At 54.4% G+C, this 23767-nt stretch carries 23 protein-coding genes and 1 pseudogene; 9 read left to right on the top strand and 15 right to left on the bottom strand.

Annotated features, from left to right (window positions below; translation table 11 throughout):
• Window positions 1–7: 7 nt before the first annotated feature.
• The 5 genes from NT140_01125 to NT140_01105 form a co-directional block, all read right to left on the bottom strand.
• Complete coding sequence (locus tag NT140_01125) at window positions 8–574, bottom strand: hypothetical protein (GenBank protein ID MCX5830493.1); 567 nt, start codon at window positions 572–574, stop codon at window positions 8–10.
• 124 nt (window positions 575–698) lie between these two features.
• Window positions 699–881 carry a hypothetical protein gene (locus tag NT140_01120; protein ID MCX5830492.1) on the bottom strand — a complete coding sequence of 61 codons (183 nt, stop codon included), beginning with the start codon at window positions 879–881 and terminating at the stop codon, window positions 699–701.
• Between the two features lie 30 nt (window positions 882–911).
• A complete protein-coding gene (locus tag NT140_01115; protein MCX5830491.1) occupies window positions 912–1823 on the bottom strand; it encodes a Bro-N domain-containing protein in 912 nt (303 codons plus the stop codon).
• Window positions 1816–1977 carry a hypothetical protein gene (locus NT140_01110; protein ID MCX5830490.1) on the bottom strand — a complete coding sequence of 54 codons (162 nt, stop codon included), beginning with the start codon at window positions 1975–1977 and terminating at the stop codon, window positions 1816–1818. The genes NT140_01115 and NT140_01110 overlap by 8 nt, the downstream gene beginning before the upstream one ends.
• Before the next feature lie 179 nt (window positions 1978–2156).
• The gene (locus tag NT140_01105) at window positions 2157–2300 is read right to left on the bottom strand and encodes a hypothetical protein (protein MCX5830489.1); all 144 of its coding nucleotides are present in this window, start codon (window positions 2298–2300) and stop codon (window positions 2157–2159) included.
• A gap of 266 nt (window positions 2301–2566) precedes the next feature.
• Between NT140_01105 and NT140_01100 the strand changes: the two genes are divergently transcribed.
• Both NT140_01100 and larA read left to right on the top strand, forming a co-directional pair.
• Window positions 2567–3319, top strand: coding sequence for a lysophospholipid acyltransferase family protein (locus NT140_01100; GenBank protein ID MCX5830488.1), 753 nt, complete (start codon window positions 2567–2569; stop codon window positions 3317–3319).
• Between the two features lie 29 nt (window positions 3320–3348).
• Window positions 3349–4791 (top strand): nickel-dependent lactate racemase, encoded by a 1443-nt coding sequence (gene larA / locus NT140_01095; protein ID MCX5830487.1) that lies wholly within the window; start codon window positions 3349–3351, stop codon window positions 4789–4791.
• A 28-nt stretch (window positions 4792–4819) separates the two neighbouring features.
• On the opposite strand, the gene NT140_01090 is transcribed toward larA, so the two are convergent.
• Window positions 4820–5647: an EamA family transporter gene (locus tag NT140_01090; protein MCX5830486.1), complete on the bottom strand. Its 828-nt coding sequence runs from the start codon at window positions 5645–5647 to the stop codon at window positions 4820–4822.
• A gap of 307 nt (window positions 5648–5954) precedes the next feature.
• Between NT140_01090 and NT140_01085 the strand changes: the two genes are divergently transcribed.
• Together NT140_01085 and NT140_01080 are read left to right on the top strand one after the other, a co-directional pair.
• Window positions 5955–6755, top strand: a complete 801-nt coding sequence (locus NT140_01085; GenBank protein MCX5830485.1) for a DnaJ domain-containing protein — start codon at window positions 5955–5957, stop codon at window positions 6753–6755.
• A 293-nt stretch (window positions 6756–7048) separates the two neighbouring features.
• On the top strand, window positions 7049–7891 hold the full coding sequence (locus tag NT140_01080) for an OmpA family protein (GenBank protein ID MCX5830484.1): 843 nt from the start codon (window positions 7049–7051) through the stop codon (window positions 7889–7891).
• A 42-nt stretch (window positions 7892–7933) separates the two neighbouring features.
• On the opposite strand, the gene NT140_01075 is transcribed toward NT140_01080, so the two are convergent.
• The 7 genes from NT140_01075 to NT140_01045 form a co-directional block, all read right to left on the bottom strand.
• A complete protein-coding gene (locus NT140_01075; GenBank protein ID MCX5830483.1) occupies window positions 7934–9604 on the bottom strand; it encodes a YgiQ family radical SAM protein in 1671 nt (556 codons plus the stop codon).
• 18 nt (window positions 9605–9622) lie between these two features.
• A complete protein-coding gene (gene rnhA, locus NT140_01070) occupies window positions 9623–10099 on the bottom strand; it encodes a ribonuclease HI (protein ID MCX5830482.1) in 477 nt (158 codons plus the stop codon).
• A gap of 158 nt (window positions 10100–10257) precedes the next feature.
• Window positions 10258–11286: an S-methyl-5-thioribose-1-phosphate isomerase gene (mtnA, locus tag NT140_01065; GenBank protein ID MCX5830481.1), complete on the bottom strand. Its 1029-nt coding sequence runs from the start codon at window positions 11284–11286 to the stop codon at window positions 10258–10260.
• Window positions 11283–12713: an Asp-tRNA(Asn)/Glu-tRNA(Gln) amidotransferase subunit GatB gene (gatB, locus tag NT140_01060; protein MCX5830480.1), complete on the bottom strand. Its 1431-nt coding sequence runs from the start codon at window positions 12711–12713 to the stop codon at window positions 11283–11285. The genes mtnA and gatB overlap by 4 nt, the downstream gene beginning before the upstream one ends.
• Complete coding sequence (gene gatA / locus NT140_01055) at window positions 12713–14170, bottom strand: Asp-tRNA(Asn)/Glu-tRNA(Gln) amidotransferase subunit GatA (GenBank protein MCX5830479.1); 1458 nt, start codon at window positions 14168–14170, stop codon at window positions 12713–12715. Before gatA ends, gatB begins: the two co-directional genes overlap by 1 nt.
• Before the next feature lie 8 nt (window positions 14171–14178).
• The gene (gene gatC / locus NT140_01050) at window positions 14179–14466 is read right to left on the bottom strand and encodes an Asp-tRNA(Asn)/Glu-tRNA(Gln) amidotransferase subunit GatC (GenBank protein MCX5830478.1); all 288 of its coding nucleotides are present in this window, start codon (window positions 14464–14466) and stop codon (window positions 14179–14181) included.
• 79 nt (window positions 14467–14545) lie between these two features.
• A complete protein-coding gene (locus NT140_01045) occupies window positions 14546–15598 on the bottom strand; it encodes a histone deacetylase (GenBank protein MCX5830477.1) in 1053 nt (350 codons plus the stop codon).
• A gap of 931 nt (window positions 15599–16529) precedes the next feature.
• Between NT140_01045 and tatB the strand changes: the two genes are divergently transcribed.
• The 3 genes from tatB to NT140_01030 all read left to right on the top strand — a co-directional run bounded on the left by tatB (window position 16530) and on the right by NT140_01030 (window position 19826).
• Window positions 16530–16868 carry a Sec-independent protein translocase protein TatB gene (gene tatB / locus NT140_01040; protein ID MCX5830476.1) on the top strand — a complete coding sequence of 113 codons (339 nt, stop codon included), beginning with the start codon at window positions 16530–16532 and terminating at the stop codon, window positions 16866–16868.
• Window positions 16869–17016: 148 nt separating this feature from the next.
• On the top strand, window positions 17017–17790 hold the full coding sequence (gene tatC / locus NT140_01035) for a twin-arginine translocase subunit TatC (protein MCX5830475.1): 774 nt from the start codon (window positions 17017–17019) through the stop codon (window positions 17788–17790).
• Window positions 17787–19826 (top strand): PBP1A family penicillin-binding protein, encoded by a 2040-nt coding sequence (locus NT140_01030; protein ID MCX5830474.1) that lies wholly within the window; start codon window positions 17787–17789, stop codon window positions 19824–19826. Before tatC ends, NT140_01030 begins: the two co-directional genes overlap by 4 nt.
• A gap of 43 nt (window positions 19827–19869) precedes the next feature.
• On the opposite strand, the gene NT140_01025 is transcribed toward NT140_01030, so the two are convergent.
• Window positions 19870–20523, bottom strand: a complete 654-nt coding sequence (locus NT140_01025) for a nitroreductase (protein MCX5830473.1) — start codon at window positions 20521–20523, stop codon at window positions 19870–19872.
• Window positions 20524–20612: 89 nt separating this feature from the next.
• Here NT140_01025 and NT140_01020 point away from each other — a divergent pair, with 89 nt between their 5' ends.
• Window positions 20613–20969: a hypothetical protein gene (locus NT140_01020; GenBank protein MCX5830472.1), complete on the top strand. Its 357-nt coding sequence runs from the start codon at window positions 20613–20615 to the stop codon at window positions 20967–20969.
• Window positions 20970–21077: 108 nt separating this feature from the next.
• On the opposite strand, the gene NT140_01015 is transcribed toward NT140_01020, so the two are convergent.
• On the bottom strand, window positions 21078–22940 hold the full coding sequence (locus tag NT140_01015; GenBank protein ID MCX5830471.1) for a glycosyltransferase family 39 protein: 1863 nt from the start codon (window positions 22938–22940) through the stop codon (window positions 21078–21080).
• A 605-nt stretch (window positions 22941–23545) separates the two neighbouring features.
• Between NT140_01015 and NT140_01010 the strand changes: the two are divergent.
• Window positions 23546–23662 (top strand): annotated as a pseudogene (locus tag NT140_01010) (prepilin-type N-terminal cleavage/methylation domain-containing protein).
• Window positions 23663–23767 lie beyond the last annotated feature (105 nt).

Raw genomic sequence — 23767 nt, 5'->3', positions numbered from 1 at the left:
GCATTGGTCAGGCCTTCGTCCAATGCTTGTAGAACGGTGCAGCGAGCCCTATCCTTTTATAGACATACTCCTCAGTTAGCCACATAACAGTTTTTGCACAGCAAAGGGCATCTTGCGCTTGAGACCTCGGAGTTATCGAGTCTGTAAAATGTGCTACACCTTTGTTTGTGGCCAATAGAGTAAGCCGGCAAGATTCTTCAACTTCTCCCGGTATACCGGTTGGAGCCAAACGGAGATCGTCAAGTGTCAGGATGGGCAGCCCAAGCTTGACGATACTATAATCATCGCCAGAACCAGGATTCGTTATAATTGTAAGTTTATGCAAATTTCTTTCTAAACGTATGCCCAAGAAGTTGAAGAGGACACGACAGTAAAGAAGACCAGCCTCCACCAAGGAATTAGTCAAGAACAATACAGCGGTTTGCTTAAGTTTCGTGACGCCATCAAAGGTAATGCTCACATCCGATGGTTTCTCTCCTGAGATGAGTACCTCACATGCCCAGCAGAGCCCATCAAGGTGCGTCAGGCGATAAGGGAGGTGTTCCTCAAGCATTTCAGTCTGCATTCTGTTCATAGCCTTGATCCTAACCATTTATTAACTTGCACTTCTGCCCGATGTCCGTTATCAGCCATATCTGAAAAAACCAGGAACACTTCCCATATAATTATCAAATACTAAGGGAGTGTTGCGTCGGTCTTTAGGGGTGATCCGGTCGTTCTTCCATGATCTTGCCATCCTGGAGCACGATGACACCGATGCCTGCCTGCTGGGCCCGCTGTCTGGCCTTTCTGGCCGCGCGTTTTAATGCAATTCCCGCATTGATGAAATCAGGATCGCGTTTTTTCCCACCTGCGGTGGGATCCAGTTTTTTCGAACTCATTGTATGACCTCCTCTTCGGCTAAAATGATACTAAGCTCTGGACGGTTTTTGCACAACCATTTTTTTGCCTTTCCGCGTATCATATGGCCTCGATGCATCGGGCGGAGGTGCGTTCAGCTTTTTCGGTTTCCTGGCGGACAGTTTCTTGAAGTTCCCGCTTGAGATGACCGGCTTGCCGGTCTGGGCCTCAATGTCCTTGCGCGTCCTGCCGGCCACGGCTCCGCCCGCCTGAGCATCCCTTTTCAGCGGCGCCATGCCCTGCGAATCCCGGTCCCGGTGCAGCTCCGTGGTGGTCGCCTCGCCCAGCATGGTCAGGATCAACTCAATATCGGTCATGTGATCGCGGAGGTTCTCCCGCTCCAGGTCTTTGATCTGTTTGTACTCATCCACCTTGAGGCCGAACGTGCCCTGCATGATCTCATTGGTCAGGATGGCGAATTCCAGACGGGTCGCAGCGCCTCGGTCTTTCCATTCATCGGTCAGATCCTGCCGGACGGCGATCCCCCGCAGCCGCTTGTCAATCCACTCCTTGGGGTAGCCTTTCTTCTCGTAGAGTTCCTGCATCCGACCCATGGCCAGTTCGGGGTTCTCGATCTCGTCAATCCGCTCCTTGCCTACCCGCGCCAGCCAGCGCTTGAACGGTTCGGCCTTGGGGCTGGGGATGGATTGGATCAGACGGAAGATCCCCTCGGTATTGGCGCAATTCTGCCTTTGCGGACCGCCTTCGGTAGGGATGGAAAGGGTACGTACAATTTGTACCCACCCTTTACCCAACTCAGGGTCGCGCTGCTTCATGCGCTGGATATATTGCTTCGGGTCACGCGATTCGATGAGAGCGAGCACAACATCCTCCACGACAAACCACCATTCGTCCTCGTGAAGCGTTTTTCGGATCCGTTTTCCTTCGAACAAGGCGAGTTTATTATCTTTTTCTTTATTCATGATGACCTCCTCTCCAAGGCTCGTTGTACACCTTTTGGGTGTGCTGCTGTTCCTTCATCAATCGCTGGAGGGTCTCCGCCTCTTCGAGGGTACGGGCTTCAAGCACGGGAATTTCTGCGGCATTGCCTGCCGGTGTCTCGTTCAGCATGACCATGTTTCGTCCTCCTTGCAACCATGTACCCTTTGGTAATGACCTTACGCGTGATTCCGGTGCAATCGGCCACCTTTCATATCACAATTATTGAGGAAACAACATCAGCGATTCCGGTTCGGAATCCGCCATTATCGTTGTGGATGACGTTTTACTTATTAGAGTTAACCCGCGCGAATTTTTTACTCCGTTCCCCTCCCGCTGACGGCAGTGGTTTTCGGCGGAGCTTGTCGCGACGGGTATCCCGTATGGTAGAAACCCCTAAAGGAGAAGGCTGCGCCGAGTCCCCAGGCGAGCGCAGCGGGCGGATGGTTTTTATGATCCATGAGTTTCTTCTTTGACGACCTCGAAAAAAGTCAAAAATAAGCTTTCAGTTCATGGTTCGACAAGCTCACCATGAGCGGAGCTACTGTAGTTACGGTAAGTTATAAAACATACTACCGCTCATCCCGAGCTTGTCGAAGGATGACAACGACTTTTTACGGAGTCGTCTTCTTTCGTCAAATGTTATTTTTGTTGATTTCTTAAGAAAGCTTGCATAGTCTGGTCCGGTAAAGTAAATCATCGCCGCAATTTGGACAGGAAAGTTCAGATGAAAATAGCAATTACGAAATTTCTTGGATATCTCTTAACACCCGTATATCTCATAGTTTTTGGACTCCTGCTGGTCGTATTCCATCCCATTCAAGTGATTTGCAGGAATATCTGGGGATATAATGCCCATAAAAAATCAGTGGAAATCATGAATATCCTGCTCATCAAAAGCCTGCTCATCTTAGGGACAAAAATTTCGTTCCGGCGTTTTGATAAATTACCAAAGGGACGGCCCATCATCCTGATTTCCAACCATCAGAGCATGTTGGATATTCCACCCATCGTATGGGGATTCCGCCATTATCACCCCAAATTTATTTCCAAGATCGAGTTGGGCAAGGGCATACCAAGCGTATCTTATAATTTAAGGTATGGGGGGTCGGTATTGATTGACCGGAATAAACGGCGGCAAGCTGTCCTGGAGATCGAAAAGCTGGGCAGATATATTGAAAATAATAATTACACCGCCAGTATCTTCCCCGAAGGCACCCGGACAAAAGATGGGAAAATGAAACCGTTTAAGCCGGCAGGAATAAAGGCCCTGTTGAAAGTTGCGCCGAGAGCGGTGATCGTGCCGCTGGTGATTGACGGTAATTACGAACTTATGAAAAAGGGATTATATCCGATGTCCTTTGGGGTAAATGTCACGTACAGCGTTCTTGATCCGCTTGAGCCGGGCGACATTACCGCGGAGGAATTGGTAATGAAGGCAGAAAACCTGATCAGGACTGCCCTGGAAAAACAGGGGTAATATTATATCGTCATTATCCGGAGACCGATATGCAATCCGACATCCATAAAACCGCGCAGACGGTTGACACAACGGACTGGAGAGAGATCCCGGTTGATTATGGCCGCTACCGGCTTGACGTCCGCGTTCCGCCGCACTGTGTCATCCTCGGCATGAAAGGGATTCCGCTCATTTCCGACCCCAAGGCCGCTTATGAAGAGGCCCTGTCGCATCCGATCGGTTGCCCGCCGCTGGCGGAGATCATCCGGAGCAAGGGAAAACCAGCGGCAGAACTTACCACCGCGGTGACCGTCTCCGACATCACTCGCCCCGTCCCCTACCGCGGGGAGACCGGCCTCCTCCGGCCTCTGCTGAACCGGCTGGAGGCGGAGGGAATCTCCCGGAAAAACACCACCATCGTCATCGGAAACGGGATGCACCGGCCGAGTACCCAGGCCGAACGGGTCGAAATTCTGGGTGAGGATATCCTCCGGGACTACCCCGTGCACGACCACGACTGCGAGGCGCTCCCCTCGCTCACCTTCATCGGCAAGATCCCGACCGGCGGGGATGTCTTCGTGAACAGCGCCTTTTTCCGGGCCGACCTCCGGATCGCGACGGGCCTCGTGGAGAGCCACTACATGGCGGGGCTCTCCGGCGGACGGAAGGCGATCTGCCCGGGCCTCGTGGACAAGCGAACCATCGAGAAGTTCCACAGCCCCGGCTTTCTTGAATCTCCCTGCGCACAGAACCTGATCCTCCGGCACAACCCCTGCCACGAGGAATCCCTCGCGATCGCCCGGACGGTGGGCGTTGATTTTATCGTAAACACGACGCTTGATCGCGACCTGCGCCTGACCGGCGTCTTCGCCGGGGATCTCGAAGCGGCGCACGAAGCGGCGGGCGACCTCATCCGGGAAACCGTCTCCGTCCCGGTGGAGCGGGAGTACGACATTATCCTCACCCACGGCGGCTATGTCGGCCGGAACCACTACCAGGCGGTAAAGGCTGCCCACAACGCCCTCCCGGCGATCGGGAAGGGAGGTATCATGATCCTCGCCACCGACAACCGCGATGCGGAGCCGATCGGCGGGCCGGAATACAAGAGTCTCCTCCACCTGCTCAAGATCCAGGGAGCGGACCATTATCTGAAAATGATCGAGGCCCCCGGCTGGCGCTTTACGAAGGACCAGTGGGAGCCCGAGATGTGGGCCAAGGTTTTCCGGAAGATCGCCGTGGGGCGGTTTTTCTACTGCACGCACACGATCCCGCGCGAGATGTATGACCTGCTGCCCGGCCGGTGCGGCCTCGACTTCATGGCAGGAGAGGATTGCTCCAGCCCCGTTCCGGCGGTCCGGGAGATGGTTGAAACCGCCCTCCGTTTTGCCGTGGCCGATTACCGGAAAAAGGGTGTCGAACCTTCAGTAGCCTTCATCCGGGAGGGACCCTACGCCATCCCCCACCTCGTAACAGCAAAGGCGACAGCCCGTTGAACGCAGTCAGCGACGCAGAATGATGCACTTAGAACACCTTCATTACGATGGCGCCCGCAGTCACTGTGAATATTGATGCGTACCTGAGCAAGGTAATCGGCTCTTTCAGGCAATAGGCCGCAATGATCGCGGCAAAAACCACCGACGTTTCGCGGAGCGCCGCGACCAGGGCGATAGGCGCGTGCGTCATTGCCCAAAGTGCCAGCCCGTACGAGGCCAGGGTGCAGGCGCCCCCGAGCAAGCCCCTGCCCCAACCGGACTGGATACGCTGAAATACCTCCCGGCCCCGGCCTGCTGCTGAAATGGTTAACAACAGTGGGGCGGTCAACAGGAACATCCAGCCCGTGTAACTGAATGCATGCCCGGAAAGTCGCGCCCCTTGACCATCTACGAGAGTGTAAACAACAATGACGCCGGCGTTGGTCAGTGCGAACAGGGCGGGCGCGGCCCTAAATGTCCCGGAACGTAACGAGTCGCCAGCCAGAACAAGTACGCCGCAAGAAATGAGGAGAATGCCTGCCCATCCGCCCGGCGAAGGCGATTCATTGATCAAAAGCGCGGCGGCAACTGCGGACAGCGCCGGCGCGGAGCCTCTCATCAGCGGATACACGAAACTCAGTTCGCCGCTTCGGTACGAAAACGCGACGAGGGAAAAATAGGCGATATGTATCAATACCGACGCCGCCAAATACGGCCAGCTTGCGACGGCGGGAAGGGGAGCTAACGGCAATAAGAACGCTGTCCAGACGCCCGCACCGAGAACAATCAAGACGGTATCCTGAAATTTCTCAGCAGACGCGCGAACAAGCGCATTCCAACCGGCATGAAGTGCGGCGGCAAATAACACGATTGCCATGACGTCGAGTGACAAGGGTTACCTCTTTGGTCAGTTTATGCCGGGTCATGTAATCGGCGGCAAACCCGAAATTGGAACAGGTTTCGAGAGGGGTTGCACATTCCTGAGGGCCGAGGTGCAGCTTTTCATGACGGCACGAGCAGAGCCCGATGTCCTATAATATCAATTCTCTTGGATTTACAAGCCCTTGTTTACGGCCAGTATAGGTTAAGACCTCCTGATGGTCAACAATATTTAAAAAAGGGGCGGGGAGGCTTTGACCAAATAGATAGAAAATGTTATGTCCCTGGCCTATTAAAGAGGCACAGTGGTTTGCCATGACCAGATAGGTAAAGGGAGACCGGACACGAATACAGACGGCAGAAATACCCGGATCGTCCTTCCGGAAAAGCAGCTCCTCCAGTCGTGCCGGATTCTTTTTGGCCCGGAAGCGAAAATTACGCCGCAATTTCTCGACTACCTGCGACCGGCCGGGGTGAAGACGGCGTATCGCAAGCTGGTCATGGTCACGCACCCGGATCGGGCGTATCATACCGGCGTGCCGGAAGCGATTCTGGCGGAGCGCTTCAAAGAGGTCAATCGCGCCTACGAACAGGTCTTTTCGTACATCCAGGAACCGGATCGCTACATTCTGACAATGCCGCCGGGGTCTTTATATCGTTTTGATCGCCCCATAACCAAACCTCCGCCTCCCCAACGCCAGCATTTCTACCAGGGGGAGATACCCTCCCGCAGAATCTTCATCGGCCAGTTTCTTTATTATTCCAGAGTTATTTCCCTGCGGCAGATGTGGGACGCCATCGTCTGGCAGAGGATTCAGCGGCCGCGCCTCGGCGATATTGCCTGCCAACTGAGCTGGCTAAGCCCGCTTGATATTCAAAACATCCTGCGGCAGCGGAAGCGCGGGGAGCTCTTTGGCGAGTTCGCGCTGCGCACGGGATGTTTGAGCCCTTATCAAGTTCTGGTACTACTGGGCCGCCAGAAAATCCGCCAGCCCCGCATTGGCAACTACTTCATCGAACGAGGCATTCTGCTGCCCAAGAAGCTGGACACCCTGGAGGCGGCGTTCAAAGAACACAATCGCCGGCACTGGTTCAAGAGAGGGTAGTAAACTTCCTGAAAGAGAGCTTCCAGCAATATTACCAGATATTCATCCCTGCTAATGGTTATCAATGAAATCTGTTTCTTGACTTTTCAAAGAATTACTATGCATGTAGAAATCCCATTAGGGATCGTCAAAGGGTTAACAAATGGAATGGCTCCTTTTTTAAAGCGGAGGTGCCATTTCCTGTAAGAATGAAGATCGCTCGATGCAAAGAACATATACGGCTAAAAACCCGAACTTGCTATTTCAAGCATCGGACAATATTCATATAAAAGACTAATTAAGGAGGCCTCAAAATGAGCAAGATTCTTACTGCAACTCTTTGCATGTGGTTTGTGTTAGCCGGCGCGCAAATTTCCGTGGCGGCACAAGACGTAAAAGGGAGCACAGATCACCCGCTGCTGACGCGGATGCCGGATTTCCGCATCGGATCCTACAGTGACAAGGATTTCGACAGGCACGAATTCCTCGTCCAAGACGGCAAGAAGATCTCCAGGATCGCCGTGGAAGGCCACAAGTACTACTTCCAATATGACCTCAATCAGGGCGCGAAGGAACCCGGAGATCTCAAGGTAGTCAGGAACATTGAAAACGCTCTCACCAAGATTGGGGGGAAGGTCCTGTTTGAAGGCGAACGCCCCTGGAGTGCAACTATCAAGTTGGAGAATGAGGGAAAAGAAACATGGGTGGCGGTATCAGCTTGGCCAACCTTGTACAGACTTACCATTGTTGAAAGAGCAGTTATGGAACAGGTGGTCGAGGCAAATGCCGAGGCGATGGGCAACGATATCAAGAGGACGGGTCATGTCTCTGTATACGGCATACACTTCGACACAGGCAAAGCAGAGATAAAGCCAGAATCAGACGCTGCGATTGCCGAAATTGCCAAACTTCTAAGAAACAACAACGCGCTTACGCTTCATGTCGTCGGTCATACTGATAACACAGGATCATTCGCCGCCAACATGAAGCTCTCAAGTGATCGCGCAGTCGCCGTAGCCAATTCGCTCGGATCGAAATATGGAATAGCCTCATCAAGGCTTAAGGCATACGGTGTTAGTTCGCTGTGCCCCATAACCTCAAATAAAACAGAAGAAGGAAAGGCTAAGAACCGACGTGTGGAACTTGTGGAGCAGTAGGATACGACAACAAAAAAGGTGGCCCATACGACATTGACCGTATCAAAGATGGCGCCACCGAATCAGGTCTTTTTGTTTCTGCATGGCCGGCAGGTTTTTCTCGCAGAATAGTTTCTTCCCGGCCATGTCTGTCTCGCAGTAATACATGGCGGTGGAAATGGTGGCGGGGGTGGGGGTGAATATCTGCACCTGTTCGGGGGTGGTTTTTAATCCCGCCGACAGGAACGATTTGAGGCGCTGCATGTGATCCATTGTGCAGCCCGGATGAGCCGCCATCAGGTAATAGGTCATGTAATAATCCTGGCCCGCGGTGGCGCAGATGCTGTCGAAGGCGTCTTTGAAGCGCAGCAGGGATTCCGGGGGTGGTTTGTTCATCAGCTTCAGGACAGCCGGTTCGGAATGCTCCGGCGCCAGTTTTATCTGTCCGGAGACGTGATGCCTGGCTATCTGCGCGATATAACGTCTCCCGTTTTCCTCATCGGCCGTGACCAGATCGGGCCGGATGCCGGAGGCCACAAAGACCTTTTTGATGCCCGGCAGACCCAGCAGCAGCCGGAGAATTGCTATCTGCGCCTGATGCCCGAACCTCAACTGGGGGCAAATTCTCGGCATGAGGCAATGCTTGTCTGGGCAGGCCCACCCTTTCCGGCAGGAGAGGCCGTACATGTTGGCCGTCGGGCCGCCCACATCATAGATAATGCCATTGAATCCCGGTCTCTGGCTGATCCGCGCCGCCTCCGCCATAATGGACTGCGGGCTGCGGGAAACAATCTGACGCCCCTGATGCACGGCGATCGCGCAAAAGTTGCACTGCCCTATACAGCCGCGATGCGTCGTGATGGATTGTTTGATCGTGGCGAGCGCCCTGATCTCGCCGGTTTTATAATAAGGGTGCGCATCCCCGGCGAATTCCAGATCCGAGATCTCGTCCAGTTCCGCTGTCGTCAAGGGAGACGGGGGTGGATTGTGGACGAGAAAGCGATCGCCATGCTGCTGAGTGAATCCCGGGGAGGGATAGTCGGCGTGCTGATCGAATAACACGGACATGCGGCGGAAGGAAGATTTGTCGGCGGCGACTTCGGCAAAGGGGGGCAGCAGGATGTTTCCCCCGGCAGAAGTTGGGGCAATATAGCAAATCCCTGGAATTTGTCTCCAGTCGGCGCCGGCCCGGAAGGCTTGGGCCAGTTCGAGCACGGTTTTTTCCGCCATGCCGTAGGCCAGGATGTCGGCCTTGGCATCAAAAAGGAGAGAGCGGCGGATGGCATCGTCCCAGTAATCATAATGGGCGATGCGGCGCAAGCTCGCCTCTATCCCGCCCAGTATGATGGGTTTGGCAGGCTTAAAATGCTGCCGGATCAGGTTCGTGTAAACGATAGTAGCCCGGTTCGGCCGGACGTTGACGCCGCCCGGAGTATAATCGTCCTGATGACGGAATTTATTCAGGCGGGTGTAATTGGCCACCAGGGAATCTATCGCCCCGGCCGTGACGCCCCAGAACAGGGCTGGTTCCCCGAGTCGCTTGATGTCCCGGCCGTCCTCCGTTGCGGGCTGGGCAATGATAGCCGTTTTAAAACCGTGCTTTGCCAGATACTTACCGATGACGGCGGCGCCGATCTGGGGGCTGTCAATGTAGGTATCTCCGGTAACCAAAATGACATCCGGCTGTTTCCAGCCCAGGGATTTCATTTCTGCCGCGATAGTCGGTAAAAACATATTATTACAGTACGTTCCTTAAGGCCGATAGCCCGTATCGGGGCGCAGGTGCTGGCCGCAGGCCGCTTCCCGGGCCAGCAGGTCGCAACGTTCATTTTCCATGTTGGCCGCATGACCCCGCACCCAGATGAATTCCACCTGATGGCGACGGCACTGGCCGAGGAGCTGTTCCCAGAGGTCCGGGTTGAGGGCCTTATCCTGTTTGTTACGCATCCACCCTTTGGCCCGCCATTTTTCCACCCAGCCCTTCGTCATGGCATTCGTCAGGTATTGGGAGTCCGTATAAATAGTCACCAGGCACCTGTCCTTCAGGGCGTCCAAGCCAACAATGGCGGCCATGATCTCCATGCGGTTGTTGGTCGTCAATTGAAAGCCACCCGCGAGCTCCTTGCGGTGCTTGTTGTAAAGCAGCACCACACCGTAACCGCCCGGGCCAGGATTGCCTTGACAGGCGCCGTCCGTATAGATAATTACTTTTTTGATTGCTTCAGACATCTTGAGCCGCCCCCCGATAAACGAGGCAATTGCAAAAGCCGTCACACCGGTGAAAACCGGTGTCCAGCGTTTTTGTAAAGCGTTGAAAATTCTGGATTCCGGCTTCCGCCGGAATGACATGCGGTGTTTTTTTATAAGACTTCTGCAATTACCCCTCACTAAAAGAGTTTTTGAATGTTTTCCGCGTAGGGAGCCCGGACAATCCCCGCCTCGGTCACGATGGCCGTCACATAGCGATGCGGTGTGATGTCGAAGGCCGGATTATAGACCGCCATGCCCGCCGGAGCTGTCCTTGCCCCGCGAAACGACAGCACTTCTTCGTCATTGCGCTCCTCTATGGGGATGACATCGCCATTGGGCAAGGATATGTCCAGGGTGGACAGGGGGGCCGCCACATAAAATGGCACGCCGTTTTCTTTGGCCAGCACGGCCACGCTGTAGGTGCCGATTTTATTGGCCACATCGCCGTTTGCGGCTATCCGGTCCGCCCCCACGATGACCAAATCTACCTTGCGCTGCTGCATGAGAAAACCGGCCATATTATCGGTGATGAGGGTGGCCGGGATGTTTTCCTGCTGCATTTCCCAGGCTGTCAGCCGGGCGCCCTGCAGAACCGGCCTTGTCTCGTCCACGAAGACATGCAGGTTTTTCCCCTCCTCACGCGCGGCCCGGATCACTCCCAGCGCCGTCCCGTAACCGGCCGTGGCCAGAGCGCCAGCGTTGCAGTGGGTCAGCACCCGATCGCCATCCCGGAGGAGTCCCTGGCCATTCCTGCCGATCCGGCGATTGATGGCGATGTCCTCCCGGGTAATAAGGCAAGCCTCGGCTACCAGGGCCGCCTTGATGTCCGCTACCGAGCCGGTGCTTTCCGCCTGGCGCTTCTTCATCCTTTCTATTGCCCAGAAGAGATTGCGCGCCGTAGGACGGGTTTGAGAGAATTGTGTGCAAATTTGCGTAAAGGACTCCTGGAAATCTTCTCGCCCGCGGCAGTTCAGGTTCAGGGCGCCCAGGGCAATGCCGAGCGCCGCCGCCACCCCGATGGCCGGCGCGCCCCGCACCGTCAGATCGTTGATCGCGGCGATGACCTCGTTGTAATCACGGCAGGTTATATACTTCTCCTCCTGAGGCAAGAGCTTCTGATCAATCATGACGACGGCGTCATTCTCCCAATAAATAGTTCTGATCATGGCGCTAACATTTTTTTGAGTAATTCATTGATCATCTGCGGGTTTGCCTTACCCTGGGTGGCCTTCATCGCCTGACCGACGAAAAAGCCGAAGAGCTTGTCTTTGCCGCCGCGATACTCGGCCAGTTGGCCGGGATTGGCGGCCATGATATCGGCGATGAGGCCCGTGATCATGGCTTCATCGGTAATCTGAACCAGGCCCTTTTCGGCAATGATGGCCTCGGGAGGCCGGCCGCTTTTGTACATTTCGGCGATGATTTCTTTGGCCATTTTACCGCTGATGGTCCCGGCCTCGATAAGTTTGATCATATCCGCCAGGGCGACAGGAGTTACGGGGGAGTCTTTGATATCCCGTTTGTCTTCGTTCAGGAAGCGGAGCAGGTCGCCCATAACCCAGTTGGCAGCCGGCTTGGTTTGACCGGACAGCCGGGCCGTTTCTTCAAAATAGTCGGCCAGTTCCCGGCTCGCGGTAAGGACACCCGCATCGTAAGGAGACAATTGATAGTCACTGATGAAACGTTCCCTTTTTTCCAGCGGCAGCTCGGGCAGACCACTGGCGATAGCGGCGATCCATCCCGTGTCAACCACGAGCGGCACCAGATCGGGGTCCGGAAAATACCGGTAATCATGGGCGTCTTCCTTGCCCCGCATGGAGTGCGTTACCCCTTGGGCATCATCCCAGAGCCTGGTTTCCTGCACCACCGGGCTGCCGCTTTCCAGCAGGTAGCCCTGGCGCTTGATTTCATACTCCAAGGCGCGCTGCACGTTCCGGAAGGAATTCATATTTTTTAATTCCGCCCTGATACCGAAGGCCTCCTGCCCCACGGGCCGCAGAGAAACATTGGCATCGCAGCGGAAACTGCCTTCTTCCATATTGCCGTCGCAGACTTCGAGGTAAACCAGAATTTCATGGAGCCGCTTCAGATAGGCGGCGGCCTCCTCCGGGTTCCTCAAATCGGGCTCGCTGACGATCTCCATGAGCGGTACGCCCGTGCGATTCAAGTCCACCAGACTTACGGGGCTGTATTCGTCATGCATGAGCTTGCCCGCGTCCTCTTCCATGTGGATCCGCGTGATGCCGATCTTTTTCCGGCCCGTCGCGAGCTCGATGTCCACCCAGCCGTGCTCCGCCAGCGGATGGTTGTATTGCGATATCTGGTAGCCCTTGGGCAGATCGGGGTAAAAATAATTTTTCCGTGCAAAATTGCACTCTGCGTTGATCCGGCAGTGCGTGGCCAGGGACATCTTCAAGGCATACTCAACGACTTTTCTGTTTAAGACGGGCAGCACCCCGGGCATCCCCAGACATACGGGACAGGTATGGTGATTCGGGGTCGCACCGAATTTAGCGGAGCAACTGCAAAATATCTTTGTTTCCGTCCGCAGTTGGGCATGCACTTCCAGCCCGATAACCGGTTCAAATTCCATTACAGACTGGGTCTCCTTTTTTCAATATTGGCGTTCTTTTCATAAGCGGCGGCAATTTGGAGCAGTTTCCCCTCGGCAAAGTGGCCGGCCAGGAACTGGACGCCGACCGGCAGACCGCCCGTCGTGAAACCGCAGGGGACGGACAGGCCCGGTATGCCGGCTAAATTGGCAGAAATTGTGAAAATATCAGAGAGGTACATCTGCATCGGGTCGTCGGTTTTTTCACCCAGCCGGAAGGCCGGGGTGGGTGACGTGGGGGTCAGGATGACATCGCAGGTCTGAAAGGCCTGCTCAAAATCACGCGTGATAAGTCCGCGCACCTGGGATGCTTTTTTATAATAGGCGTCATAATATCCCGAAGAGAGGACATAAGTGCCCAGCATGATCCGGCGTTTCACCTCCGCGCCGAAACCAGCGGAACGGGTCTTTTTATACATTTCCAGGAGGTCGCGGCCGTCCCGGGAGCGGAAACCGTATTTTACCCCATCATAGCGGGCCAGATTGGAACTGGCCTCTGCCGGGGCCACAATATAATAAACGGCCAGGCAATATTCCGTGTGGGGCAGGGAAATGGGGACGCAGCGCGCGCCGAGACCCTCGACGACGGCAATGGTCTTTTTGACCGCCGCTTCCACCTCCGGGTCTATTCCGGCCAGAAAATACTCCCGGGGAATGCCTACCGTCCAGCCCTCCACGCCCCGGGGAAGGAACTGCCGATAGTCCGGCACATCCAGTGGTGCAGAGGTTGATTCGCGGGGATCATGGCCGGCGATAATATTCAGCATAATGGCGCAGTCCTCCACGTCCTTCGTAAAAGGGCCGATCTGATCCAGCGAGGAGGCAAACGCAATCAGGCCGAAACGGGACACCCGGCCATAAGTCGGCTTCATGCCTACTACACCGCAGAGCGCCGCCGGCTGCCTGATGGAGCCCCCCGTATCGGAGCCCAGCGCCGCCAGGCATTCGTCGGCCGCCACGGCGGCAGCGGACCCACCGCTTGAACCACCCGGAATACGGGTTAAATCCCAAGGATTGGCCGTAACGCCGAAATAGGATGTTTCATTGGACGATCCCATGGCGAACTCGTCCATATTGGTCTTGCCCGTGAAAATGGCGCCGGCCTGCCGCAGTCGGGCGACTACCGTGGCGTCGTAGGGAGGGACAAAATCGGACAGCATCCGTGATCCGCAGGTCGTTTTGATGCCGCGCGTGCATAAAATATCCTTCAGGGCAATGGGGATGCCCGTTAGTTCTTTGATCTCGCCCCTTTTGATGGCGGCATCGGCTTGGGCCGCCTGCTCGCCGGCCAGTTCCCTGGTGAGCGTAATATAGGCGTGCACCCTGCCCTCCACCGCATCAATCCGCCGATAGACGGCAGAGACGATGTCGGCAGCTGTCGCAGTTCCTGCTCTTATCCGGCCCTGCAATTCATGGATGGTTAACTCATAAAGTTCCATAGCTTATCCTATTCCACCACCTTGGGCACCAGGAAACAGCCGGCCCTTGTTTCCGGGGCATTGGCCAGGGCCAGGTCGTGGCTGAGAGAAATACCGACGACATCTTCCCGAAAGGCGTTGGTAAGCGAGATGTTGCTGCTCACCGGCGCGATGCCGCTCGTATCCACCTCATTCAATTTTTCCATATATAACAGGATATCGTTCAACTGGGAGGTGAACTTTTCTGTTTCCGCGGCGTCGAATTCCAGCCTGGCTAAATGAGCCACGTACTCCACCTCTGGTTTTTCTATCTTCACGCTGCTACCTCCGAAACTTCAATTCAATCCCCTGAAGGGGATAGTTCGTTCACGTATTTGCTTTGCAAATACTAACTCACTAAAATACAGGCCAGTAAGGTCTGATCTGATCCATCACCCGTTGAATGATCGGATCTTCCCGCAGGGCATTCCCGGCGGCCGGAAACAGCAGCTCGACATCCGTCTGCCTGTCGTCCCGCATCTCCTGCAATACTTTTTTTACCGCTGCAGCCTGCCCCTGGATGTGGTAGCCTCCTTCCAGAGTCATGACCAGACGCCCCCGGCAGCAGGCATCGGCAATGTTCATGAGCACCCTTGTCAGGCCGGCGAAGCCTTCCGTGGTCACCTCCATCCCGCCCAGCGGATCCTCTGCGTAAATATCGAAGCCGGCCGATACCAGAATCAGCTCCGGCTGGAATTGCAGGGCTACCGGCTGTAACAGCTTCCGGAGGATATCTACATAGAGCCCGTTGTCGGCCCCCGTGCGCAGCGGGACATTGATCGTGTAGCCCAGACCGGCGCCACGGCCGTTTTCTTTCAGGTCGCCCGTACCGGGATAATAGGGATAATGGTGGGTGGAAAAATAAAGCACCCGCGGGTCTTCATAAAAGGAATGCTGGGTACCGTTGCCGTGGTGCAGATCCCAGTCAACAATCAGCACTCTTTGCAGGTGATGCTTGTTGATGGCATGCAGAGCGCCGATGGCCACATTGTTGAACAGGCAAAAACCCATGGCACCCCGGTCCTCGGCATGGTGCCCGGGCGGCCGGACCAGGGCAAAGGCATTGTCCACCCCGCCGGAGATGACGCTGTCAATGGCGTTTAATAGCCCCCCCACGGCCAGCAGCGCTGCAGTAAAAGATTCTGCCGAAGTGGCAGTGTCAGGATCAAGAGGGGTAAAGGATTTCCCGGCTGTGTCGGCCACCAAATCAATATAGGAGCGGCGGTGAACCATCGCCAGTTCATCAATAGTCGCCGGTCGCGCGGGAATCTGGATAAATTTATCTGCCATGTCGGGCAGCGCCAGCATTTCATAAATGGCCGCCAGCCTTTCCGGAGATTCCGGATGGTCGAACCCGACAACATGCGAAAGGTAGCGTGTATCTTGAACAATTCCTGTTTTACGGGACATAATCGCCTCCAAATTGGGAAGATTTATCTTGTCCATCGGGAACTGGCACGTACCACAAAACAACGGGAAAGGCAAAAAGTTTCACCCGGAGAACGGCTTTAGTGAGTTAGAAATTATTTCTTGTTTTTCTTGACTTAAGCGATGTTTAGCATTAGATTGTAACCGTAGAGCGGCTGCAATGCCCGGATTAGATTACATCACGGAGTGTAAAGTTATTTGTCATTTCACTGGGAGGTAAGCAAAAAAGCTTTACGATATCTTGGTGGTTATGATGAGCTGCTTCAAAGGCAGTTATTTAATAAGCCGACCACAGCTTATGGATAAGAAAGCATTGCAGCCCTCTTCTTTATTTCCTCATAGCCACAACCAGTTTTATTACCTTTCAAGTTTTATCGGGAAGTGCCATAAGAGATTAAACGGACGAGATACTGCAATGCGCGTATTGAGTCAATCCTACTGGATGTTAACGAGAAAAGTATCACGAGGTCTTCGTGGTGATTATCACCCTCAATAGACCAGATATTAAATGATGGACTCCAGTAAAAAGACAAGACGGCATAGGCGGTTTCTCGTCTTTTTTAATTTCTGGGGATGGCAAAATTCGGGTGCGGTTCGCTTGGGAACTGATGCCCGGTAACACGGAAGGGCAAGGAGGGCAAAATGAGCTGGGTTTGGTTATTGCTGATCGTGGTGGTCATCTGGTACCTTATCCTGGGGTGGCGCATCCCGCGACGGGGAGGACCGGGCTGAACGAGTCAGTCCTGCTCGGTCCAGAGCAGCACGGAGAAAACCAAAGGGTAATCCGCCCCCTGTCAAAAAAGGACTGGATACCGGCCGACGCCGTTATGACGATCCATTTTCATATAAACCGTTGACAAAGCCCGGATACCGTATATATACTGGCGCCAACATATACTGGAAGGTGGAAACAATGTTTGGAATCGGGATGCCGGAATTGATGGTAATATTGGTAATTGCCCTGCTGGTCGTGGGACCGAAGCGGTTGCCGGATCTGGCCAAGACCTTTGGCAAGGGTCTGTCCGAATTTCGCAAGGCCACCGAAGGCGCCACGGAGACGCTGAAGGAAAGCCTGCGGGTGGATGAAATAAAACAGGATGTCGAAGATATCAAAGAGTCATTTCTGTCCAACAAGAGTCATGATGCTGCCGGTTCGCCGCCGCCCCCATCTTCGCCAAAGGTTGACGAGGGGAAAAAGGCTGACTCCCACCCCTATGATGCTGCTGCCAACCCCGATAAACGGGATAAGTAAGTTTACGAAATTATTTCTTGCCACTCTTTTCAGTACCCCCTTGAGGGGTAAAAAAACGCAAGAAATAATTTCTAACTTACTAAAGGTTCCCCGATACCTCAGTAAGTTACCGACCATGCAGATGATTTCCCCCAGGATCTGATTACTTATGGATAATCCTACTGATGAAAGAATGTCTTTTACCTCCCATCTGGAGGAATTGAGAACCAGGCTGATCCGCGTCCTGGCCGCCGTCGGGATAGGTTTTCTGGCCTGTTATGGCTTTAAGGACTGGCTGTTCAAGATTATTACCAAACCACTGGCCGATGTGCTGCCCGCCAAAAGCTTTATGATCTATACGGGCATGCCGGAGGCTTTTTTCATCTACATGCAGATTGCCTTTTTCGCGTCCCTCTTGCTGACCGGCCCTTACTGCCTTTATCAGGTCTGGAAATTCATCTCGCCGGGGCTTTTACCGGGAGAAAAAAAATATGTCCTGCCCTTTGTCCTGGTCTCCTCCACGTTGTTTATCAGCGGCGTGCTTTTCGGGTATTTCCTCGTCTTGCCGCCGGCCTTCAAGTTTTTTGTGTCTTTTTCTTCCGATTTTCTCAAACCAATGTTTTCTTTGAAGGAGTACCTGTCACTGTCTTTAAAATTTCTTCTCGGTTTCGGCGTCTCCTTCCAGTTGCCCGTCTTTCTCTTTTTCATGACGAAAATCGGGATCGTCAATGCCCGGATGTTATCTAAACAGAGGCGGTACGCCATTCTTATCATTTTTATCGTAGCGGCGGTCCTCACCCCTTCACCGGACGCCCTGACCCAGACCTTGATGGCCCTGCCCTTGATGGTGCTCTACGAAGTCGGGATCGTGGTGTCAAGATTTGCTGAAAAAAAACCTGTTCCCGCCGATGAGGACGCAGCGAAACAAGAAAAGGAAGTATGAACGCCGGTAAATTTATTCCCCGCAAACTTAAGACAAGGAAATATTCCCTCTTGGTCAAGGCGCTTTTTGTGGTTTTTATACTTTCCGGTGTGGCGGTCCTGGCGGGCAGCAGCTTCCTCTATTACGTATTACTGAATGAAATACCCAGTATTGCGGCCCTCAAGGACTACCGCCCGAGCATTGCCAGCCGCGTCTATGCCGACAACAATGAACTGATTGATGAGTTTTTTGCCGAAGACAGGAAACTAATCAAGGTTTCCGAGTTGCCGAAAAGGGCCGTGCAGGCCTTTGTCGCCGCCGAAGATGCCCGTTTTTACGAGCATAGCGGCGTAGATTGGCAAAGCGTCACCCGCGCCTTCTATAAAAACATCGAGGCGGGCCACATCGTCCAGGGGGGCAGTACGATCACCCAGCAGGTGGCCAAGTCCCTTTATCTGTCCTCGGAAAAAAGTTATCTGCGGAAGGTCAAAGAGGCAATCCTGGCCTATAAGATTGATAAATATCTGACCAAGGAAGAGATTCTGAATCTCTATCTGAATTACATTTACCTGGGTCACGGCACTTACGGCATCGAAGCGGCAGCCCAGGGCTATTTCGGAAAAAGCGCCAGGTATTTGACCCTCTCCGAGGCGGCTATCCTGGCCAGTCTGCCGAAAGCGCCCACCAATTATTCCCCCTATCTGCATTTCGACCGCGCGAAGCAGAGGCAGGCCTATGTCCTGGAGAGGATGGCGGAAGACGGCTACATAACCCCCCGGGAAAAGGAAGAGGCCGTCCAAGCTCCTTTGGCGCTGCGTTCCATCAAGCCGAAGGATAAAATCGCCCCCTATTTCGTGGAAAATGTCCGCCGCTATATCCTGGAGAAGTATGGCAGCGATGTCCTTTATAAAGAGGGGCTTGAGATATATACGACGTTGAATATCAAGATGCAGAAGGCAGCGCGGGAAGCGGTGGAGAGAGGCTTGTCGGAACTGGAGACCAGGCAGGGATACCCGCAGGGGCTGGCGCAGGGCGCTCTCCTGAGCATGGAGGCCGCTACGGGTGCCATCAAGGCCATGGTGGGCGGCAGGAATTTTATCAAGAGTGAATTCAATCGCGCCACCCAATCCAAAAGACAGCCCGGTTCGGCTTTTAAACCCTTAATTTATACGGCGGCCTTTGACAAGGGCATGACGCCGGCCACAGTGGTCGTTGATGCGCCCCTCGTTTATCAGGATGCCGCCAAAAATGTCTGGAAGCCGCAGAACTTTGACCGGGAATTCCAGGGGCCGACCACCCTGCGGAATGCCCTCGTTCATTCGCGGAACATTGTCACGATCAAATTACTGCAAAACATCGGGATTGATTATGCCACCGCCTATGCCACCAACATGGGCATTTCTTCACCGCTGGAGAGAAATCTTTCCCTGGCCTTGGGGACGTCCGGCGTCACCTTGCAGGAAATGGTGCGCGCCTACGGTGTGCTGGCCAATCAGGGGAAAAAAGTTGATCCCTTTTTCATCAGAAAGATCATTGATCGCACGGGCCATGTCTTTGAAGAGAGCCAACCTGTCAGCACCCAGGTTATTGATCCGCGGATTGCCTTCATGACGGCCTATATCATGCAGGACGTGGTAGAAAGCGGGACGGGCCAGTTGGTGAAAAGCATCGGTCGTCCCGTGGCGGGCAAGACCGGCACCACCGATGAAATGCGGGATGCCTGGTTTATGGGTTTTTCCCCTTCCCTGGTAGCCGGTGTCTGGGTTGGTTTTGACAAGGAGCGGACGCTCGGCAGACACGAAGTGGGCGGCCGGGCGGCAGCGCCGATCTGGCTCTACTTTATGGAACAGTCCCTGCGGGGAACGCCGGTAGAGGTGTTTCCCGTGCCCGAAGGAATAGTCTTTACGAAAGTGGAACGGGCCACCGGCCAGCCCGTCAAGGGGGCTTCCAAAACGGCTATTTATGAATGCTTCCTTGATGATACTTTACCCGGTGAAAACGGCGAGGCCGGCCGGCCGACCGGGGCCGCGAAGTCTGGTACCGAGACGCCTTTCTGAAACAATGTCGGGGCGTACTATACGACCGGAAGCGCGCCGGCAATCATTCGTACCAGGTTGCAATCTCCGCCAGGTCGGCCCGGCTGGTCCGGAAGGAGTTGGCCGGGGCAGATGTGTCGGCGTAACCCAGGGCGATTCCGAGGAGGAGCTCCTTTTGTTCCGGGATATTAAGCGCCTGGGCAATGTCTTCGCGATAGGCCAGAATCAGCCCGATCGGGCAGGTCGCCAGGCCCTTGGCGTGCGCCGCCAGCAGCAACTGGGAAACCGCCAGGCCCACATCCAGGTAGCGAATAGCCGGGAATAGCTTGTCCATGGTGACCATGATGGCCACCGGCGCGCCGTAAAAAGCGCAACTGCCCGCCTCGACAAACTGGTTAAACGTCTGACCCGGAGCGGATATGTGCGGCTCCATAACGGCCAGCGCCTCCGTCGCACGCCGGCTGATTGCTGCCGGCAGGGGTTTTTCGGTGCCTGGTCCGCAGGCCACTACCCGTTCCGAGCGCGCCTTGAGCAGGCGGCGCACTAGGCGTTCCTTCTCCTCGCCATAGGTGACAATGAACTCCCAGGGCTGGAGGTTGATGGCCGAGGGCGCCAGGGCGGCGGCGGCCAGGATTTCTTCAATGTCGCGCCGGGAAACCTGCTTATCCAGATAGGCCCGGGCGCTTTTTCTTTCCTTCATGGCGGTCAAGATGTCCATACGTTTTTATCTCCTGTGAGATTGATTTTTATGACGCTGTTATTTTATACCTTATTTTATGAACTTGGAAAGGATATTTAGGAGGAACAATGGAAAGAGCTTTACTGTGGTTCAAATGCGCCGCCGTGCATGATCCCGTGCGGCCCGTCTTAAAGAGACCCGCCGCCATCGGCTGGGAGGCGAAGTTCCGCCAGGTGGACCTCGTCATCGAACGCCCCCCGCTGGGGGAAGAACTGCTGGCCCGCATGCAGGGCTGGTTCACCGTTGATGTGAAGCAAGCCAATGATATCATCAAGCAATATGGCAAGCTGAAGTTGCTGGACGAATATCACCTGGTGGTAGAAACGGAGGGTGAAGCGGCCCTGACCGCCCTGGCGGAAAAACTGGCCGCAACCTTCGGCGAAGAGATGGGCCTGGAGCGCCTGGCGAAGAAAAAGCTGGCGTAAAATGTTGACGATTCCATTGTGATGGCAATTATCTTAATATCAAGGATTATTCCCTCGGTGATGTTCCCCTCTTTGGCAAAGAGGGGTTAGGGGAGATTTTAATTTTTCCTAAATCAGGCGGTAGAGACGATAGTATCCCTGCTGCCGGATGTTCACCAGGTGGCTGTTCTGAAATGCCAGGAAGAGCTGTTTCTCCTCCGCCGATAGCGGGCTCGGCTCGCCGAGGAGATAGAATTCGTTATAGAGGAGGTGGGTGAATCCCGCTGCCTTCAGGCGGTTACGGACCCGGTCCGGGGATGCCTCCTCCCGGAGGATCTTCTGGAGGGTGTGGGCCTCAAACATCTCGTCGGCATAGCAATCCCGCTCGCACAGAAATGTATAATTCTTCATGTAGATGAGAAAGACCCGGGCATCCGGCGGGAGGGTCTGGTTGACGAAGTGGTACATCGTGTAGGTGGGGAGTGTCCGGGAGAGAAAATGATCGCGGGATTCAAGACCGACCGCAACAGGCAGAGGGTTGATCTTTATGAAGTCGCGGGCAATATGATAGCCGTTGAAGACGAGGCTGCCGGCGACAATGCAGAGCAGCAGGGCGAAGATATTTTTCCGGCTGCGATAGCGGGTCAGGATTGCCCCGACGATGAGCGCCAGTAAGGGAAAGATGGGGATCAGATGGCGCATCTGCTGGACGGAGGAGGCCCAGAAGAAAAAGGTCAGCAGGGCGTAGATGAGAAGCATCTGCAGCGGTGTTTCCCAGCGGCGCAGAGCGGCAAGAAAGGGAAGGGTCAAGAGAAATATCGGTCCCAGCATGCCGTCGAATCCCACGTCCATCTTCGCCCGGAGGCTCAGGTTCCAGGGGAGGAGGAGATAGTCCAGGAAGCTTCTCCCCATGCCGAGGCTCTGGGTAAGCAGATCAAAGAGGCGCGCCTGGTCGGGATCCCAGCCCTTGCCGCCGAATATCCCGTAGAAGAATGGATAGAAGGGATTTCCCATCACGATCCAGTTTTTCAGATAAAAAGGACTTCCGGCGATCAGGGCCGCGGCGACATAAAGCGCGAGACGGCGAAGAGTTTCCCGGGAGCCGTCCCCGCTGCGGTTTGCCAGATAGAGGATGCCGAGGCAGCCGAGCGGCGTTGCGAGGAGGGCCGTGTATTTGCACGCGGCGGCGGCGCCGGAGAAGAGGCCGCAAAGGATCAGCCAGGCGGTGAGCCGGTCCTCGGACCAGCGGAAAAATGAATAGATCGCCGCCAGGGTGAAAAAGGTGACGAACAGATCATTATAGGCCGTATGGGAAACAGCAAAGACGGAGGGGATCGAGGCGAAGATCAGTATGCTGAGGGTGGGAAATTGTTGCTTCTGCAGAACATGGCGGGCAAAGAGGCAGATTCCGCGTAATGTTCCGCAGAGGAGGGCATAACTCATCGCCTTGGCGAGGATGTCGTTCCGGAGGAAAAGGGCCAGCAGATAATTCATCTCGCCCAGCAGGGGGAAGCCGGTGAAGGCGTTCCCCGGGATGAAGTAGAAGCCGTGATGAAGGAGATAGAGCTTGGGAACCGCGAGGTGGTAGATCAGCGCGTCCTTGCTGATTTCCGGCGTCAGGGTCAACACAAAGCTTGCGAGAAGGAGGATAGCGAGAAGCAGCAAGGCCGGGAGCTCCCAAATGGGACGTCCGGAAGGCGCGGCCGGAGCAATCTGGAGGGGGCGCAACCACCCCGCACCGGCAAACAACGCCATGGATATCAGCAGCAGACCGATGCCGGGGGCGGACAGAGAACCTGTCGCGCCGAGGAGAAAAACCGCGTAACCGGTAATGACGAGACCTATTCCGGCCGAGAGAAAAAGGCCTTCACTCCGGGAGATCAGGCGGATAGCAGTGCTGCTCAGGCAGAGTCGCCCAACACCCATCGTGAGCAGGCACCAACCAGTCAGAAACAGGATCGTTATTCCTTGCTGAACAAGCGTCGTTTGCATGGTATCCATCCAATCTAATGAAACGCTCATGACGGTACGCCGTCACAAAAGATAATGAAAATCCCCCCTAATCCCTATTTGCCAAAGAGGGAAATCGTAAAGTCCCCCTTTAGAAAAGGGGGAGTAAGGGGGATTTGATATGTATTTTCAGGTGAAATAGCTCGGTACTATTATCATGTAAGTGGCGCAGCGTAAATAGGAATCAATGCTGACGGCATTATTGTTTCGCCTCCCGGTATATCCCGTGTAAAAAACGGGTAGCTGGGGGAAATGCCCCCTTATCCCGTATAAGGTTCATAATAAGGGCAATAAAATTTGCCATCGGCTGGCTGGCAACATCGTAGAATTATTCAATACCGTGTCTTGCCAGGTGCAAATAAACAACTGGCATACGAATATTTGGCACACCCGTTGCTTATTCAGGGTCGTAATCTCCTGACGGTAATAAGTTTTCGCTGTTCTTAAGGGACGCAATATGGTAGGCGGGAAGCACGTAGATTATATCAATAAAAGGGGGTGGTAAGGGCGAATAATCGGTTGACAAGGGTAGTTAAGATAAAATAAACGTAAATATCACAACTTAGGAGGAAATTATTATGATGAGCATGTTTCACAAGAAAAGCGAAAAGGGTTTTACATTAATTGAACTTATGATCGTTATCGCGATCATCGGCATCCTGGCGGCCATCGCCATCCCGCAGTTCAGCGCCTACAAGGCGAGAGGCTATATCGCCACTGCTAAATCGGATGCTAAGAATGCCTATACGGCTGTCCAGGCCTATCTGGGCGATAATCCGGGGGCATCTGCACCGGCTGATACCATTGCT

The organism is Deltaproteobacteria bacterium (genome assembly GCA_026388415.1).
Taxonomy (GTDB): Bacteria; Desulfobacterota; Syntrophia; order Syntrophales; family JACQWR01; genus JAPLJV01.
Note: the sequence above shows the minus strand (reverse complement) of the source record. Positions and strands in the feature narration are given on the sequence as shown.

Bases quoted from the DNA above. Each gene is read 5' to 3' on its own strand.
- NT140_01125 (MCX5830493.1), bottom strand. From the start codon at position 574: ATGAACAGAATGCAGACTGAAATGCTTGAGGAACACCTCCCTTATCGC.
- NT140_01120 (MCX5830492.1), bottom strand. From the start codon at position 881: ATGAGTTCGAAAAAACTGGATCCCACCGCAGGTGGGAAAAAACGCGAT.
- NT140_01115 (MCX5830491.1), bottom strand. From the start codon at position 1,823: ATGAATAAAGAAAAAGATAATAAACTCGCCTTGTTCGAAGGAAAACGG.
- NT140_01110 (MCX5830490.1), bottom strand. From the start codon at position 1,977: ATGGTCATGCTGAACGAGACACCGGCAGGCAATGCCGCAGAAATTCCC.
- NT140_01105 (MCX5830489.1), bottom strand. From the start codon at position 2,300: ATGGATCATAAAAACCATCCGCCCGCTGCGCTCGCCTGGGGACTCGGC.
- NT140_01100 (MCX5830488.1), top strand. From the start codon at position 2,567: ATGAAAATAGCAATTACGAAATTTCTTGGATATCTCTTAACACCCGTA.
- larA (MCX5830487.1), top strand. From the start codon at position 3,349: ATGCAATCCGACATCCATAAAACCGCGCAGACGGTTGACACAACGGAC.
- NT140_01090 (MCX5830486.1), bottom strand. From the start codon at position 5,647: ATGGCAATCGTGTTATTTGCCGCCGCACTTCATGCCGGTTGGAATGCG.
- NT140_01080 (MCX5830484.1), top strand. From the start codon at position 7,049: ATGAGCAAGATTCTTACTGCAACTCTTTGCATGTGGTTTGTGTTAGCC.
- NT140_01075 (MCX5830483.1), bottom strand. From the start codon at position 9,604: ATGTTTTTACCGACTATCGCGGCAGAAATGAAATCCCTGGGCTGGAAA.
- rnhA (MCX5830482.1), bottom strand. From the start codon at position 10,099: ATGTCTGAAGCAATCAAAAAAGTAATTATCTATACGGACGGCGCCTGT.
- mtnA (MCX5830481.1), bottom strand. From the start codon at position 11,286: ATGATCAGAACTATTTATTGGGAGAATGACGCCGTCGTCATGATTGAT.
- gatB (MCX5830480.1), bottom strand. From the start codon at position 12,713: ATGGAATTTGAACCGGTTATCGGGCTGGAAGTGCATGCCCAACTGCGG.
- gatA (MCX5830479.1), bottom strand. From the start codon at position 14,170: ATGGAACTTTATGAGTTAACCATCCATGAATTGCAGGGCCGGATAAGA.
- NT140_01045 (MCX5830477.1), bottom strand. From the start codon at position 15,598: ATGTCCCGTAAAACAGGAATTGTTCAAGATACACGCTACCTTTCGCAT.
- tatB (MCX5830476.1), top strand. From the start codon at position 16,530: ATGTTTGGAATCGGGATGCCGGAATTGATGGTAATATTGGTAATTGCC.
- tatC (MCX5830475.1), top strand. From the start codon at position 17,017: ATGGATAATCCTACTGATGAAAGAATGTCTTTTACCTCCCATCTGGAG.
- NT140_01030 (MCX5830474.1), top strand. From the start codon at position 17,787: ATGAACGCCGGTAAATTTATTCCCCGCAAACTTAAGACAAGGAAATAT.
- NT140_01025 (MCX5830473.1), bottom strand. From the start codon at position 20,523: ATGGACATCTTGACCGCCATGAAGGAAAGAAAAAGCGCCCGGGCCTAT.
- NT140_01020 (MCX5830472.1), top strand. From the start codon at position 20,613: ATGGAAAGAGCTTTACTGTGGTTCAAATGCGCCGCCGTGCATGATCCC.
- NT140_01015 (MCX5830471.1), bottom strand. From the start codon at position 22,940: ATGCAAACGACGCTTGTTCAGCAAGGAATAACGATCCTGTTTCTGACT.